The 14,988-nt window shown below is 57.1% G+C and carries 12 protein-coding genes; 10 read left to right on the top strand and 2 right to left on the bottom strand.

Features of this window, described 5'->3' with window-relative positions; genetic code table 11:
* Positions 1-25 precede the first annotated feature (25 nt).
* The 9 genes from U738_RS20525 (at position 26) to U738_RS20485 (ending at position 11,459) form a co-directional block, all read left to right on the top strand.
* Positions 26-1,696: a GMC family oxidoreductase gene (locus U738_RS20525; protein WP_035584884.1), complete on the top strand. Its 1,671-nt coding sequence runs from the start codon at positions 26-28 to the stop codon at positions 1,694-1,696.
* A 231-nt stretch (positions 1,697-1,927) separates the two neighbouring features.
* Entirely contained in the window at positions 1,928-2,134 is a 207-nt protein-coding gene (locus U738_RS20520) for a cold-shock protein (RefSeq protein WP_022522448.1), read from the top strand.
* 273 nt (positions 2,135-2,407) lie between these two features.
* Positions 2,408-4,177 carry an SLC13 family permease gene (locus tag U738_RS20515; protein ID WP_035584881.1) on the top strand — a complete coding sequence of 590 codons (1,770 nt, stop codon included), beginning with the start codon at positions 2,408-2,410 and terminating at the stop codon, positions 4,175-4,177.
* A gap of 90 nt (positions 4,178-4,267) precedes the next feature.
* The gene (locus U738_RS20510; protein ID WP_035584878.1) at positions 4,268-4,933 is read left to right on the top strand and encodes an alpha/beta hydrolase; all 666 of its coding nucleotides are present in this window, start codon (positions 4,268-4,270) and stop codon (positions 4,931-4,933) included.
* Between the two features lie 46 nt (positions 4,934-4,979).
* Positions 4,980-5,678 (top strand): hydrogenase subunit MbhD domain-containing protein, encoded by a 699-nt coding sequence (locus tag U738_RS22770; RefSeq protein ID WP_081899173.1) that lies wholly within the window; start codon positions 4,980-4,982, stop codon positions 5,676-5,678.
* Positions 5,675-7,165, top strand: a complete 1,491-nt coding sequence (locus U738_RS20500; RefSeq protein WP_035584875.1) for a complex I subunit 5 family protein — start codon at positions 5,675-5,677, stop codon at positions 7,163-7,165. Before U738_RS22770 ends, U738_RS20500 begins: the two co-directional genes overlap by 4 nt.
* Positions 7,162-8,667: a complex I subunit 5 family protein gene (locus U738_RS20495; protein ID WP_035584872.1), complete on the top strand. Its 1,506-nt coding sequence runs from the start codon at positions 7,162-7,164 to the stop codon at positions 8,665-8,667. Before U738_RS20500 ends, U738_RS20495 begins: the two co-directional genes overlap by 4 nt.
* Positions 8,664-10,436, top strand: a complete 1,773-nt coding sequence (locus U738_RS20490) for a complex I subunit 5 family protein (protein ID WP_035584870.1) — start codon at positions 8,664-8,666, stop codon at positions 10,434-10,436. Before U738_RS20495 ends, U738_RS20490 begins: the two co-directional genes overlap by 4 nt.
* 36 nt (positions 10,437-10,472) lie before the next feature.
* Positions 10,473-11,459 (top strand): YihY/virulence factor BrkB family protein, encoded by a 987-nt coding sequence (locus U738_RS20485; RefSeq protein WP_035584867.1) that lies wholly within the window; start codon positions 10,473-10,475, stop codon positions 11,457-11,459.
* Between the two features lie 50 nt (positions 11,460-11,509).
* Here U738_RS20485 and U738_RS20480 read toward each other — a convergent pair whose 3' ends face one another.
* Together U738_RS20480 and U738_RS20475 are read right to left on the bottom strand one after the other, a co-directional pair.
* The gene (locus U738_RS20480; RefSeq protein WP_035584865.1) at positions 11,510-12,919 is read right to left on the bottom strand and encodes a PhoH family protein; all 1,410 of its coding nucleotides are present in this window, start codon (positions 12,917-12,919) and stop codon (positions 11,510-11,512) included.
* Positions 12,920-13,135: 216 nt separating this feature from the next.
* Positions 13,136-14,005: a LysR family transcriptional regulator gene (locus U738_RS20475; protein WP_035584863.1), complete on the bottom strand. Its 870-nt coding sequence runs from the start codon at positions 14,003-14,005 to the stop codon at positions 13,136-13,138.
* A 115-nt stretch (positions 14,006-14,120) separates the two neighbouring features.
* Between U738_RS20475 and U738_RS20470 the strand changes: the two genes are divergently transcribed.
* Positions 14,121-14,987 (top strand): cation diffusion facilitator family transporter, encoded by an 867-nt coding sequence (locus U738_RS20470; protein WP_035584861.1) that lies wholly within the window; start codon positions 14,121-14,123, stop codon positions 14,985-14,987.
* The last annotated feature ends 1 nt before the right edge of the window (position 14,988 follow it).

Genomic DNA, 14,988 nt, shown 5'->3' with positions numbered 1-14,988 from the left:
GCCCACACGTTACCGGAGCCGACTAATGTCAGAACCCACCAATAACAATTTCGACTATATCGTGATTGGCGCAGGCACCGCGGGGTGCCTGCTGGCTAATCGTTTGAGCGCCAATCCCAATAATAAGGTGCTGCTGATAGAGGCGGGCGGTCGCGATAACTACCACTGGATTCATATCCCGGTGGGCTATCTCTACTGCATAAATAACCCACGCACCGACTGGCTATTTCGCACCGAGCCAGATAAAGGGCTCAATGGCCGTTCGCTGCTCTACCCGCGGGGGAAAACCCTGGGCGGCTGCTCCAGCATCAACGGTATGATCTATATGCGCGGCCAAGCGCGTGACTATGATCACTGGGCGGAAGTCACCGGCGAAGATGCCTGGCGTTGGGAGAACTGCCTACCCGACTTTATCAAACATGAAGACCACTACCGTCTGGACGAGGGCGGCGATGCAGACGCAAAACACCGCGATTTCCACGGCCACGGTGGCGAGTGGCGGATCGAAAAGCAGCGACTCAAGTGGCAGGTGCTGGATGATTTCGCCGAAGCTGCCGTGCAGGCGGGCATCCCGCGTACCGACGATTTTAACCGCGGCTCTAATGAGGGCGTGGCCTACTTTGAGGTCAATCAGCGCTCGGGCTGGCGCTGGAATACCGCCAAAGCGTTTTTACGACCCGCGCTGAAACGCGGCAACCTCACGCTATGGCACTCTACCCAGGTCAATCGGCTGCTCTTTGAGCAAGCGGAAGCACTACGCTGCACGGGTGTAGAGGTAGAGCGAGGGGGCAAAACCCAACATGCTATTTTGACCAAGGAGGGGGGCAATGCAGAAGTGGTGCTCTGCGCCGGCGCTATTGGTACGCCACATCTACTTCAGCTTTCCGGTGTGGGGCCCGCAGAGACGCTGCGAGAGCATGGCGTTGAGGTCGTGCATGAGCTGCCGGGCGTCGGCGAGAATTTGCAGGATCACCTGCAGATTCGTTCGATATATCGGATTACTAATGGCAAAACCCTCAATGCCATGGCCAGCACGCTGTGGGGTAAAGCGGGCATTGGCCTTGAGTACCTGCTTAAGCGCTCTGGGCCGATGAGCATGGCGCCTTCGCAGTTAGGAGCTTTTACCCGCAGTACGCAGGATCAGCCGCACCCCAATATTGAGTACCACGTTCAGCCGCTAAGCCTGGAAGCCTTTGGCCAGCCGCTGCACCCGTACCCAGCGATTACCGCCAGCGTATGCAATTTGAATCCTACCAGCCGTGGCACCGTGCGGCTTAAAAGCAGTGACCCACGCCAGGCACCGGCGATTTCTCCCAATTACCTGAGTACTCCTGAAGATCGCAAGGTGGCCGCGGATTCTCTACGGGTGACGAGGCGTATCGCCGGGCAGCCTGCGTTTGCCAAATACGCGCCGGAAGAGGTCAAGCCCGGCGTCGAGTACCAAAGCGACGATGAGCTGGCCCGGCTGGCCGGTGATATTGGCACGACGATATTCCACCCAGTGGGCACCGCGAGAATGGGCCGTGAGGATGATGCCATGGCAGTGGTCGACGCACGGCTGCGAGTGCGCGGCGTTAGAGGACTGCGGGTGGCTGATGCGAGCATTATGCCAACCATCACCAGCGGCAACACGAACTCGCCCACGCTGATGATTGCGGAAAAGGCCGCGGGTTGGATGCTGGCTGAGCGTCGTTAGCTGCCTAGGTTGCAGGCAATGGCTAGTGGCAAGAGCTATTAACTCGCGTTTTATGGGGGGTGTTGACGGAGGAGGGTGGTTAAGCGCAAAATAAAGCCAGTTGGTTAGCAAGTCGAACGTTGTCAGCAGTATAGAAGCGCCTCTAGCGTTAAATCTGGTGAAAGTCTCTTGTTATACCCACTGCAATTCGGGTATTTCCCGGTTTAATTAGCAACATCGAGGATTTCGATCATGGCAACTGGTACCGTTAAGTGGTTCAACGACACTAAAGGTTTCGGCTTCATTTCTCCTGACGACAATGGCGACGATCTGTTCGCGCATTTCTCTGAAATTCAGGCAGAAGGCTTCAAATCCCTGCAAGACGGCCAGAAGGTTTCCTTCGACGTCACCCAGGGTAAAAAAGGCCTTCAGGCTTCTAACATCAAAGTAGAAGGTTAATTCCTTTACTAAGGTGTTAACAATCACCGCCTAGCGTTGATTGACCAGAAAACCCCGCCGAGCGCGGGGTTTTCGCTTTTTAGGTTTTGTAACCTAAACTTAGCTCACCTCACACCTCACACCTCACACCTCACACCTCACACCTCACACCTCACACCTCACACCTCACACCATATTCCATTTAGATCTTTAAATGTTTCTAAAAATAACTTTTTAGAATATAGGATTGGCTTCACAATACCGCCATGCTTATTTGTTAAGGATGTCGTGGTTATGTCGCTGGATGCTTGGATAGCGGTAGGGGTGGTACTCACCATCTTCCCGTTAATGGCCTTTTCACGCCTGGGGCCGGACATTATCTTGTTGGGCGCGGTTATTGTGCTAATGACGCTGGGGGTGATTGACCCCCAGCAGGCGCTAGGGGGCTTCTCCAATAGCGGCCTGTTTACCGTGGCGTTTATGTATGTGCTGGTGGCCAGCATTCGTGAAACCGGCGGCATCGACCTGATCATTCGCTATGTGCTCAAACGGCCCAAAAGCGAGCGGGGCGCGCTGGTTCGCCTGTTGCTGCCGGTGGCTTCGCTTAGCGGCTTTGTCAATAATACCCCCGTCGTTGCTACCTATATTCCCGCGGTCATGAGCTGGAGCCGTCGGCTACGCTTGTCTCCCCAGCGGTTGCTGATGCCGCTCAGCTTCGCCTCTATCCTCGGCGGCACCATCACGCTCTTTGGTACCAGCACTAACCTAGTGGTACATGGACTGCTGCTGGAGCGCTACCCGGAGCTTGGCATGGGCCTGTTGGATTTGGCCTGGGTAGGTGTTCCCGTAGCAATCGCAGGTCTTGCTTATCTAGTCTTGTTAGGGCCACGTCTGTTGCCCGCTAGGGAAGGACTGGCCAATGCGTTTGCCAACCCACGCGAATTCACTATCGAAATGGAAGTCGACCCGGCAGGCGTGTTGGTGGATCGTACCGTCGAAGAGGCGGGACTACGCCACCTGCAGGAGTTGTTTCTGGTTGAGATTGAGCGTGCAGGCAACGTGGTTAGCGTTGTTGGGCCGGGCGAGCAGCTCAAAGGCGGCGACCGGTTGGTGTTTGCAGGCACCTCTGATGCGGCAGTGGAGTTGCAGCAAATCCGCGGTTTGATCCCTTCCCGAGACGGCACTTCCAGTTTGGAGAAGGAGTTTAAAGAGCGTCGCTTGGTTGAGGCGGTGGTCTCCAACCAGTGCCAGTTTATTGGCCAGCGAATTCGCGATGGCCACTTTAGGACTTTGTATGGAGCCGCAGTGCTGGCGATCTGCCGTGGCGGTGAACGGGTTAAGGGCAATCTGGGGCAGGTGCGGCTGCAGCCCGCCGATGTGCTGCTGCTTGAAGCGCGGCCCCCGTTTATTGAGCGGCACCGCCAGTCACGGGACTTTTTGCTGATTAGTGAACTCAATGGCGCGGCGCGGCCGATTCATGAAAAAGCGCCGCTAGCGTGGGGCCTGCTGTTAGGTGCCGTGCTACTTGCCACCTTCGGTGTGCTGAGCATGCTCAACGCTGCCATGTTAGGGGCGGCATTGGCGCTACTAACGGGCTGCTGTTCGGTGGGCGCTGCCAAGCGTGACCTGGATACCCAGGTGCTGCTCACCATTGCGGCCTCCTTTGGGGTGGGGGCGGCGCTGCAGAGTTCCGGCGCTGCCGGGGTGATCGGCGGTGGGGTGTTGACCCTGGTGGCGGGTAATCCACTGCTGCTGTTAATAGGCACTTACTGCGTGGTTGCGCTGCTGACCGAACTGGTTACCAATAACGCAGCGGCGGTGATTATTTTCCCGGTGGTGATGAGTGCCTCGGAAAGCTTGGGCGTTAGCCCAATGCCCTATGTGGTGGCCGTCATGTTTGCCGCCTCGGCGAGCTTTTTAACCCCCATCGGCTATCAAACCAATTTGATGGTGTATGGCCCTGGGGGTTACCGGGTGAGCGATTTTCTGCGCCTGGGCAGTGGATTAAATATACTGACGGGCGCGATAGCGCTGGTATTAATTCCCCTGGTATGGCCTTTTTAAGTGGGCTGTGACTATTTTAGGCGCTCTCCCGCTCGCTGTTAACGCGGGTTTGCGCTAGGGTGACGCTTTTTGCATAAGGAATACGACGTTATGACTGCTCCTGGCGAACTGATTATTGAACCGAAAGATGGTCAACCCGCCGATGCCTGTGTGTTCATTATTCACGGCTTAGGTGCGGATGGGCACGATTTTGAACCGCTTGTGCCCGCACTGGCGCTGCCCAAAGATTCCCACGTGCGTTTTATCATGCCCCATGCGCCACGCCTGCCGGTGACGATTAATGGCGGCATGGTGATGCCCGCTTGGTACGATATTCTCGCCATGGATTTGGGGCGTCGGGTCGATGAGGTTCAACTCAAGAAATCCGCTGAGCGCATCCAAGCGCTGATTCAAGAGCAGATTGACCAGGGTATCGATAGCCAGCGCATTATTGTCGCGGGCTTTTCGCAAGGTGGCGCGGTTGCCTACCACGCCGCGCTGACTTTTCCCGCGCAGCTGGGTGGCTTGTTAGCCATGTCGACCTACTTCGCGACCGCCGACAATATCGATCTTGCAGAAGCTAATCGTCAGATTCCTGTGGAAGTTCAGCACGGTAACTTTGACCCCATTGTGCCTGAAAGCCTGGGTCGCAGCGGCGCCGACCGCTTAAAAGAGATGGGCTACGCGGTCAACTACCGCCAATACCCCATGGCCCATGCGCTCTGCCCCCAGCAGGTCAATGATATCGGCAAGTGGTTGGGTTCTCGCCTAAACTAAGCGCCTCCTCCTATTCGTGACCGATGCAAGGATGTAGCGAAAACGAATGATAGCTTTCTTTGATGCGATGAAACCTCTTGAAGCAATGGAAATGCTGCTGGCGCTATGCCTAACGGTGGCGGCGCTAGTGTGCCTGTTTGATCGCCACTTGCTGCGCGCCTGCTGCTTTTTTGTCGCCTTTGCAGCGGCAATGACGCTGGCTTGGTGGCGGCTAGAGGCTCCCTGGCTCGCCGCTGCCGAACTCGTGTTGGGCGTTGTGCTAACAGGAGCCTGTTTTTTTTATGCCCTGGGCCACGTTTCGCCGGGTGTTTCATCCCCTCTAGAGCGCGATAGATTTAGCGAGCCCTGGTCGCGGGTGGCGATGCGCGTGGCGTTGGCGCTGGCCTGGTTTGTCATGGTCGGTGCCGCAATCCGCTATGTCATCGCTGACATGGCGTATTCACCTTCAGAGCATCCACTGCTGCTGGCGGGGGTGGTGATTGCCGCTAGTGCATTGGGAGCTTTTGCACTACACCGTCATTTGCTGCGCCGTTTGCTGGCGTTCAATATTCTCGGCTCGGGGGTATTTATGCTGCTGGCGGGTGTGGCGGGCACCTCGGCGGCGGCTCAGGCGTTAATTAGCGTCGGGCTGTTGGTCGCCTGGCTGGGGACGATGCTGGGGGCGCTGCTAATTCGACAGCTTTTGCACCTGGAAGGGGTCGAGGCCTTAGGGCCTGACGGTAAGCCCAAGGAGGGCGCCAAATGATTTGGCGCTTTGGCCTTTTCGAGAGCACCTTTGAACCTCTTGCTAGTACCCATTGGGCGCTGTTAGCTGCGCTTGGCTTGCCGCTACTACTGGGCATGCTGGCGGCACTCTTTCCTCCTAAGCGGGCATGGCCTGTGGCGCTGGCTAGCCTGCCAGTTCTGGCGTCCGGGTGGATGCTGTTATCTGCTTATGACCAGGCGGGTCTGCTCCGCTGGCAGTGGGAAATAGCCGGTGTTCACTTATCGCTACGCTTAAACGGACTAAGCGTGCTGCTGCTGTTAATGACCCAAGTGATCGGCGTTGCCGCAGCGCTCTATACACCGGGATATCTGCGCTTAAGCGAAACCGGGCCATTGGCACGCTGGCTGTGGCCGCTGATGGGCGTTGTACTGAGTGCGTTGTCGTTAATTTGGCTGGCCACCGATCTGTTGACCCTTTATGCCGGGCTGGAGCTAATGGGGCTGGCGGCGGTTGGCATGCTGATGCTATCGGGCAAAGTGCCCGCACTCGTGGCGGGAATGCGCTATTTGCTGTTGGCGCTGGTGGGTTCTCTTACCTATCTACTCGGGGTCGCGTTGATTTTAGGTCACTGGGGTCGATTGGATCTGCAGGGCTTGGCTGATGTGGTAGAGCCTGGGCCGGTGGCGTGGTTCGCCGCCGCACTGATTGGCGCTGGGCTGGCCTTAAAAGCCGCGCTATTTCCGCTGCATGCCTGGTTGACCCCGGTGCACGAAAATGCCTGGACGCCCGTGAGCGCGCTGCATGCCGCGCTGGTGATCAAGGCGTCGCTATTTATACTGCTGCAGCTGTGGAGCATTCTGCTACCTGAAACCTTCTACGCCCCGCGTGTTATCGCCTGGCTAGGCCTACTGGCGATTGTATGGGGCGGGTTACTGGCCTGGCGTACTGATTCACTTAAAACCCTGGTGGCTTCGTCCACCGTGGCCCAGTTGGGGTATCTCATGGTGGCTTTTCCGCTGCTGCTGGGGCCCGATATTGCGCCGCTGCCCCGGGCGTTAGCCTGGGAGGGGTTTTGGCTGCAGCTAATGGGCCACGCCTTTGCCAAAGCCGCCATGTTTATGGCCGCAGGCAACCTGATACTGGCCACCGGGGAGAGCACGCTCAAAGGCCTGGCCGGTACCAGCCGCCGTTTGCCACTGTCGCTATTGGTGTTTGGCATCGCCTCCATCACCCTGATGGGCCTTCCGCCCAGTGCGGGCTTCACGGCTAAATGGATGCTGCTTCAGGCGATGATCATCACCCAGCAGTGGTGGGCGGTGGCGGCGTTATTAACCGGTACGCTACTCACTGCTGCCTATGTGTTTCGCATGTTTCGCTACTCCTTTGATGAGACAGCCCCACGGCATCGTTATCAACCCTTGGCGCCGGGCATGGATCTGATTGCACTAACGCTTGCTCTGATTGCGTTCGCCCTGGGGCTATTGGCGCATTTCCCTTTGGAATTGATGCACGGAGGTAGCCCATGAATGCCGCCTGGTTACCGATGACTGCTCTGGCCACTTCGCTACTGGTGGTGGTGATTATCTTTGCGCTGCCGGAAGACGCCCGGCGGCTGCGCACGACGATTAACCTAGCGGCGGCGGTGGTTAAAATTGTTCTGGTCGCCCTGATGGTCAGGCGGGTAGCCGCGGGACATGAGGATATTTTTAGCTTTCAGGTAGTAGGGGGCGTTGATTTTGTCCTGCGCAGCGATGCGCTAGGGGTGATGTTCGCCGGGTTATCGTCGCTGCTTTGGCTATGCACCACGGTGTATGCCATCGGTTACTTGGAAGGTTCGGCCAACCGGAAGCGCTTTTTTGGCTTTTTTAGTCTCTGCGTGGCGAGCACGATCGGCATTGCCCTCGCCGATAACCTGTTTACCTTTCTGGTTTTCTACGAAATGTTGACGCTCTCCACCTACCCGCTGGTGGTTCACAAGGGGACGCAGCAAGCCCTCAATGCGGGGCGCGTCTATTTGCGCTATACGCTAACAGCCGGTGTGGTGCTGCTATTGGGGGCCGTGCTGCTGTATAGCCTGACCGGGGATCAATCGTTCTCTTCAGAAGAAGGTCTGGGCGACTATTTGAACGATCACCGTGGCTTGCTGACGCTGATTTTTGCCCTATTAGTCGGTGGGCTTGCGGTAAAGGCGGCTATGGTGCCGCTACACGGTTGGTTACCCAGGGCGATGGTGGCGCCCGCACCGGTGAGTGCACTGCTGCACGCGGTAGCGGTGGTGAAGGCGGGCGCGTTTGGCATTTTGCGGGTGGTTTACGACCTGTTTGGCATTGAGCTGAGCGTGGAGCTGGGCGTTATCACCGCGTTAGCGGTAGCGGCCTCGATTACGATTATCTATGGCTCGTTAAGGGCGATTGCTCAAGAGGAGCTCAAACCACGCCTCGCGTTCTCCACGATTAGCCAGGTCTCCTACGTCATTCTCGGCATCGGCTTATTCGGCCCGTTTGGCACCGTCGGCGCCTTGGCGCACTTGCTGCATCAGGGCTTAATGAAGGTCACGCTGTTCTTCTGTGCGGGTAACTATGCCGAAGAGCTGGGGATTCATCGCATCGATGAAATGGACGGTGCTGGTAAGCGTATGCCGTTGACCAGCATCGCGTTTACTATCGGCGCGTTTGGCATGATTGGCCTTCCTCCCGTTGCGGGGTTTATTACCAAGTGGTACCTCGGCGTTGGCGCGATTCAGGCCGAGATGTACTGGGTCGTCGCCGTGCTAGTGGCGAGCAGTACCCTCAACGCCATGTACTTTTTACCCATTGTGCACCGCTTATGGTTCCGTTCAGGGCCCGCCCATGGCAAAGGCAGTTGGCCCAAAGAGCAGCGTCTAGGCCGTTTTGAAACCCATAGTTGGCTGCTGTTACCAATGATGTTTACCGCCTTGGTGAGTTTGGGGGCCGGGCTATTTGCCGGGCTCCCCTTTAGCCCCTTGGATTGGGCGGCTCGGGTAGCCAACGGGGAGTATCTACCATGATGACCATGCTGCTCGCCCTGGCGCTACTTTGGCCGCTGGTCGTCATCGGTTGGACGCTATGGGGCGCCTACCGCGCTCCGGCTGCTTGTCAGAGCTATTTTTCAGCACTATGGCTAAGCGCCGCTTGGCCCGCGCTGCTGCTAGCCTACGGCGGTGAAGCGCAGTGGACGATGGATGCCTGGATGCTGGGCGGCGAATGGGCGCTTAACTCGCTAAGCCGCCCTTGGCTTGCGTTTACCGCGCTGCTCTGGGGGTTGGCAGCCATCCACGCGAGGGGCTATTTTGCGACGGAACAGGCGAAGGCCCAGGAGGGGGATCAGGATACTCAGCGACGCCTGTTGCGTTTAGCGCTGCTTTGGCCGCTGACACTGCTCGGCAACGTACTGCTGATTATTGCCCAGGATATTGCCAGTTTCTATCTAGGCTTTGCGCTGATGACCTTCGCCGCCTACGCCCTGGTGGTGCATAGCGGAACTGAGGAGGCACGACTGGGGGCCAAGGCTTATTTGATGTTAGCCGTGGTGGGGGAAGGACTCATTATAGGCGGCTTTCTATGGGCAGCCGGCGAAGCTGACACATTAACGCTGCAAGGCCTGCGTGAAGGCATTTTGGTTGCAGAACAAGGTGCATGGATGGCCGCCCTGCTGTGCTTGGGCTTTGGCGTGAAAGCAGGTGTTATTGGCTTGCACGTATGGCTACCGTTAGCCCACCCGGTGGCTCCGGCCCCGGCCAGTGCAGTGCTGAGCGGGGCGATGATTAAGGCGGGACTGCTGGGCTGGATCAGTGTGCTGCCGCTAGGGAGTGAACAGGTTTCGGCCTCATTAGCTCAGTTTGGCCGCATTATGTTAATTGCAGGGCTGTCGGCGGCGTTTGGCGCCGCGCTGTATGGGGTTTTTCAGCGCCACCCTAAAGCGGTGTTGGCATACTCCAGCATCAGCCAGATGGGCATGATGACCGCGCTAGTGGCCATGGGGTTAGTCGCGCCAGCGGTATGGCCGCTGCTATGGCCAGGCTTGGTACTATTTGCCGCCCATCACGCGCTGGCCAAAGGTTCGCTGTTTATGGGCACCAGTATCAGCGAGCACTTGCCGCGCTGGCCGCTGCCGTTGGTTTGGGCGTTGCTGGCCCTGCCGGGTATCTCGTTGGCGGGCGCCATTGGTGCGGGCCTGATCAGCAAGTGGGGCGTGAAGAGTCCGCTGTACGAAATGCACCATGAGTCCTTGATCAAGCTGCTCAGCTGGGCGGCTGTTGGCACGGCGGCACTCGTGAGTGTTGCCCTTTGGCGTCAGTGGCAGCAGCGTCATAAGGGGGGCAGTAACCGCGAGCAGTGGGGCGCCTGGTTAGTCGCCATCGCCGCAGCGCTGTTAACACCGCTGTGGCTTCCACTTCCAGCAGGCAGCATCGAGATACCCCCGCTGAAAGAGTGGCTGGGCATCATGTGGCCCTTTCCGGTCGGGGTGCTGTTCGCCGCGGTGGGTTGGTTATTAACGCGCCCGCTGAAGGGAAAATCACTCCCCGCCGGCGACCTATGGTGGATCTACGCGGGTATTGTAGGCGCTGTGCTGGTGCCATTACGTCAGGTTGGCGACTGCTGCACCCAGATGAAAGCGACAAGCGTGGCGACCGCGCAAAAAACCGAAGAAACGTTGATGGGGCATTTAACGCGGCTGTTGTCTGCTGAGTCCTGGTTGCGTCACCATGCCAGTGGTTTGATGATGGTGCTTGCCGTATTGCTTGCGGCGCTACTGATGTGGGAAGGCCAGCGATGAGACGACTGTGTGGAATGTGCTTGTCAGGAGCCTGCTATGGGTAAGCTCCCTCGCGGTCGCCGCGCGCAGGTACCTGGTGATATACCCCAACGGGGGTGGCACGATATTGCCTGGCGGGTAGTACGCGCCGCGCGCCGTAACCGCCTTACTATGCTGGCCGCCGGTGTGGCTTTCTACGCCTTACTGGCGCTGTTCCCCACCATTGCGGCGGTCATTTCACTCTGGGGATTACTGTTTGACCCTTATGAAGCTGGCCAGCAGCTGTACGAAATCAGTCGTTTTATGCCACCGGATGCTGCCGAATTAATCGATAAGCAGGCCCAGCAGGTAGTTGAGAGTGCGGAGTCAGGTAGCTTTCTGGGTGCTCTAGCCGGGTTGCTGATTGCCATGTTTATCGCTTCCAAAGGGGTGGCGGTATTAGTCATAGGACTGAACGTGGTGTACGGCGAAAGCGAAAAACGCAGCCTGTTACACCGCAGTACGGTATTGGTATCACTGACCTTTGGCTTGATTTTTATGACCCTGGTGTCGCTGGCTTTCATTGCCATCGTGCCGGTGGTCGTCAACGCCCTGGCGATTGACCCACCGCTGAATAAGATCCTGCAGTGGCTGCGCTGGCCCGCATTATTGTTCATGATGAGTATGCTGATTGCGTTGCTGTACCGCTACGCGCCTTATCGGCGTTCGGCCCAGTGGAGTTGGTTAAGCTATGGCACGCTGCTGGCAACGGTGATGTGGCTGTTAGGTTCCGGTGGGCTTTCGCTTTATGTGCGCTACTTCTCTACCTTTAGTGAGCTTTACGGCTCCCTGGGTGCTGTGGTGGCGCTGATGATCTGGTTCTGGTTGTCTGCCTTTGTAGTGCTGTTTGGTGCGGAAGTTAACTGTGAGATGGAGCGCCAGACCTTCAACGACACCACCATTGGAGAGGCGCGCCCGTTAGGTGAGCGTGAAGCATTTGCCGCGGACACTATTGGTGCCCCCCGGTCATTGAAAGACTCAGCAGGAAGCAATGAGACTGAATAATCCCCCCACCCTTTGTTAGCGGTGGGAGGCGGTTGGTTTTAAAAGCAGGTCTAAAGCAGCTCTTCCGCCGCTAGGGCCAAGCGCGAGCGCTCGACGCTTTTCAAGGTGATATGCCCAGCGTGAGGCCAATCGCGGAAGCGCTCAACTACGGCGGCCATGCCGCAGGTGTTGGCAGTGAGGTAGGGAGTGTCAATCTGCCCGACGTTGCCCAGGCAGACAATTTTTGTATTGCGCCCCGCCCGTGTCACCAGCGATTTAAGCTGTTTGGGGGTGAAGTTCTGTGCCTCATCAATGATTAAAAAGGTGTCGTTTAGGGTGCGACCACGCATAAAGCTCGGCGAACGGATTTGCACCCGCGAGCCAATCAACTGCCGCGTGGCGCCGTTATCCCAGCTTGATTCTCCCTCCTCGTTGCGCAGCAGGTTATCCATATTGTCGTGGAAGGCACCCATCCACGGTGACATTTTCTCCTCCTCGGTGCCGGGTAGAAAACCAATGTCTTCGCCCATGGGGATTGGCGCGCGGGTAAACACAATGCGTTCAAACAGTTTGGCGTCCAGGGTTTGCTGAAAGGCCGCGGCCAGGGTCATAAAGGTCTTACCCGTACCGGCATTACCGGCGATGGTGACCAGATCAATATCGGGATCCATGAGGAGGTTTAGCGTGAAGTTTTGTCGACTGTCATGGGCGTGAACACCCCACACGCCGGAGTGATGGCGGTAGTTCGTCAGCAGCTGAAGACGCGCTGAAGAGGGGCCCAGTTCACGAACGATCGCTTCGAACTCCGCCCCGTTTTCGCTATCCGAGACCAGCATGCCTACGTGCCAGTGGCGGGGCATATTGCCAGTGAGTTGGTAGAAAGTGTGGTGATCAAGTCGTTCTACGGTGACGTCAACATTCAACGTTTCCCATAATGAAGCGCCATGCTGGCCTGCGGAGGCGTAGACCTGTGCGCCCTCAATCATGGCGTCACTGTCGGAGAAAGCGCGGTCGTTGAGATAATCTTCCACCGGTACTTTCAGCGCAGCGGCTTTAACGCGCAGGTTAATGTCTTTGGTGATCAGAATGACCGAGGCGTCGGGACGTTCTTCGCGTAGGCGACAGGTCTCCGCCAGTATGCGGTTATCGGGGCTATCGTCGAGGGAATCAAACAGCTTTAAATCGTTATAACATAAAAAGTGCAGGCGTCCTGTGTCGCCACTGAGTCGGGGAATCGGAATGCCGCGTTGGATCTCATCAAAGGTGACTTGGCTGGTAAGGTCGGAGAGCGTACGGCTGATTTGGCGAGCCGTGCGGGCAATTTCACGTACACCATTTTTGTGCTTATCAAGTTCCTCCAGGACGGTCATGGGGATAACGACGTCGTGCTCATCGAAGTGGTAGAGCGCGGTGGGGTCATGAATCAGGACATTGGTGTCCAACACATACAGCCGAGTGGCTTTCTTATCGAGTCGTACCATCGTTGGAATCACTCCTTGGTTGACGGCAACTTCGACACTGGCAGGTGCGTATTACGTCTGGATGACACTTACCAGTGTTCCTCACGTGGCGTGTCCTGGCGTCTCCTTATTTAGCTCTTTTTAATAGCGTGGAAGGCTTTGGCGTTTTTTTCCACAAAAAAGATTTCAACGATATGTCAGCAAGTCCTGAGTATTAGCCTGGTACTCGCCCGGGTATCAGTTCTGGGAAGCTAAGAAGTGCGCCACCTTGTTTAATAAGGCGGTGGCCACCACGCCACGATTATTGCTCTCCACATAGCGGTAATAGTGGCTGTCTAGCACTAGATCGTGATTTAGCATGCAGAGCGTGCCTGCCTCTAGGGCGCCTTTGACCAGCGGGTAGGGCAGCAGCGCCCAGCCGGTAGCGTTGATAACGGCATCGCGAATCACCTCAAACATGGTCAGCCCAAGGTAATTACCTGAAAACAGCGCTTCGCTGATCAGTTTGTCGTCCTGTACATGGGTTAAACACACTTGAGTGTACTGGGCCAAGTCGTCGCGATTAACGCTGGGGAGGCGGCTTAGCGGGTGATGGGGCGCTGCCACTAGCCGCATACTGACGGGGGCCAGATTGGCGGCGTTGGCGTCGATACCTTCAGCGGTATACAGCCCAAAGGCAATATCCACCGTTTGGCGCTGCACAAACTGGGTGTGCTCCTGGGGTGGCACCAAGTACACCGAAATCGCGGTTAACGGAAACTGCTGTTTTAAATCATGCATCACCTGGCGCCAAAACACCTCGGGGAGAGCGTCATCACGGGCAATGCCGAGTTGGCTTTCAACGCCCTGCAAGTGTTGGTGGCAGTGTTTCTTGATCCGGCTGGCGCTGGTGAGTAAACGGTAGCAGTCGGGAAGCACGCTATCGCCTACGGCGGTCAGCGTTAGGCTGTTGCCCGAGCGCTCAAATAGCGCCACGCCCAAGCTGTCCTCCAGCGCATTGACGGCAGCACTTAGCGTGCTCCGTTTTAAGCCGGTATGCCGTGCAGCGGCAGCAAAGGAGCCATGCTCGGTAACATCAATAAAAGCCTGTACCTGTTCAGCGCGCATAGTCGCCTCGTTTAATGCGTTGAGCGCCAGTTAACTTGGCGCTGAGCGATTCGTGATTGTCATAACTCTTCTCTATTATGGCGCACAATTCGCCTAACGTGATGGAGTTATCCGCGTGACCCCCTTTGTTGCCGAGCGCCGTGCGCTAAGATTTTCAGCTATTTCAGCCAGCCTGTTTGCGTTTACCGGGCTGGTGCTAGGGCTGACCAGCGGTTCCATAACGATTCTTTTTGACAGCGGTTACTCGCTGCTGAGCCTGGTGCTGGCGTCGCTATCGTTATTTGCGCTTAAGCAGGCGCGTAAACCTGCAGACGATCACTACCCCTTTGGGCGGCTGACGGTGGAGCCGCTTGCGGTGCTGCTCAAAGGCGTAGTGATCGCGATGGTGTGTATCGTTTCGCTGGTTTCGGCTTTGTGGAGCCTGCTTGACGGCGGGCGACTGGTCACGCTGGATTTGGCGCTGATGTTTGGCGTGGTCAACGTAACCGGCTGTTTATTAACCTGGTGGTGGCTGGCGCGATACGCTCGGGTGGCCCGCTCGTCGCTACTTGCCGCCGAGCTGCGCCAGTGGCAGATGGATACCTGGCTGAGCGCCGCCGTTATGCTGGGGTTTGGGCTTACCTGGCTGTTAACCCAATCGCCCTGGGCCAGCTACGCACGCTTTGCTGACCCTGTCATGGTGCTCATCATTGCAGGCTACTTCCTCCCGATGCCGATTCGTATGGTGAAAGGAGCGCTACGTGAGCTGATGTTTGGCGGCTCATGCAGCAGCGTGCGGCAAGAAGTGGTGGAGGATGTTGCCGATTATGACGTCACCGCTGACGATGTTCGCCTGGCCCAAGTGGGTAGTTTCCTGATGGTCGATATCCAGCTCGACAAGCAGCAGTTCAACGACGCTCAAGAGATTGTCGATAGTGTCGAGCAGCGTTGTAAGCGGCTAAACCTTCGCCCTATTACCAGTCTTACCTTAGTCGCTGGCTGAG

Origin of the sequence: Halomonas sp. TG39a, assembly GCF_000744395.1 — a bacterium.
Classification (GTDB): domain Bacteria; phylum Pseudomonadota; class Gammaproteobacteria; order Pseudomonadales; family Halomonadaceae; genus Vreelandella; species Vreelandella ventosae_B.
This window is presented reverse-complemented; position numbering and strand designations above follow the sequence as displayed.

Excerpts from the sequence above, each read along its gene's own strand:
- U738_RS20515 (WP_035584881.1), top strand. The coding sequence starts at position 2,408 with ATGTCGCTGGATGCTTGGATAGCGGTAGGGGTGGTACTCACCATCTTC.
- U738_RS20495 (WP_035584872.1), top strand. The coding sequence starts at position 7,162 with ATGAATGCCGCCTGGTTACCGATGACTGCTCTGGCCACTTCGCTACTG.
- U738_RS20475 (WP_035584863.1), bottom strand. The coding sequence starts at position 14,005 with ATGCGCGCTGAACAGGTACAGGCTTTTATTGATGTTACCGAGCATGGC.
- U738_RS20480 (WP_035584865.1), bottom strand. The coding sequence starts at position 12,919 with ATGGTACGACTCGATAAGAAAGCCACTCGGCTGTATGTGTTGGACACC.
- U738_RS20490 (WP_035584870.1), top strand. The coding sequence starts at position 8,664 with ATGATGACCATGCTGCTCGCCCTGGCGCTACTTTGGCCGCTGGTCGTC.
- U738_RS22770 (WP_081899173.1), top strand. The coding sequence starts at position 4,980 with ATGATAGCTTTCTTTGATGCGATGAAACCTCTTGAAGCAATGGAAATG.
- U738_RS20485 (WP_035584867.1), top strand. The coding sequence starts at position 10,473 with ATGGGTAAGCTCCCTCGCGGTCGCCGCGCGCAGGTACCTGGTGATATA.
- U738_RS20525 (WP_035584884.1), top strand. The coding sequence starts at position 26 with ATGTCAGAACCCACCAATAACAATTTCGACTATATCGTGATTGGCGCA.
- U738_RS20500 (WP_035584875.1), top strand. The coding sequence starts at position 5,675 with ATGATTTGGCGCTTTGGCCTTTTCGAGAGCACCTTTGAACCTCTTGCT.
- U738_RS20520 (WP_022522448.1), top strand. The coding sequence starts at position 1,928 with ATGGCAACTGGTACCGTTAAGTGGTTCAACGACACTAAAGGTTTCGGC.
- U738_RS20510 (WP_035584878.1), top strand. The coding sequence starts at position 4,268 with ATGACTGCTCCTGGCGAACTGATTATTGAACCGAAAGATGGTCAACCC.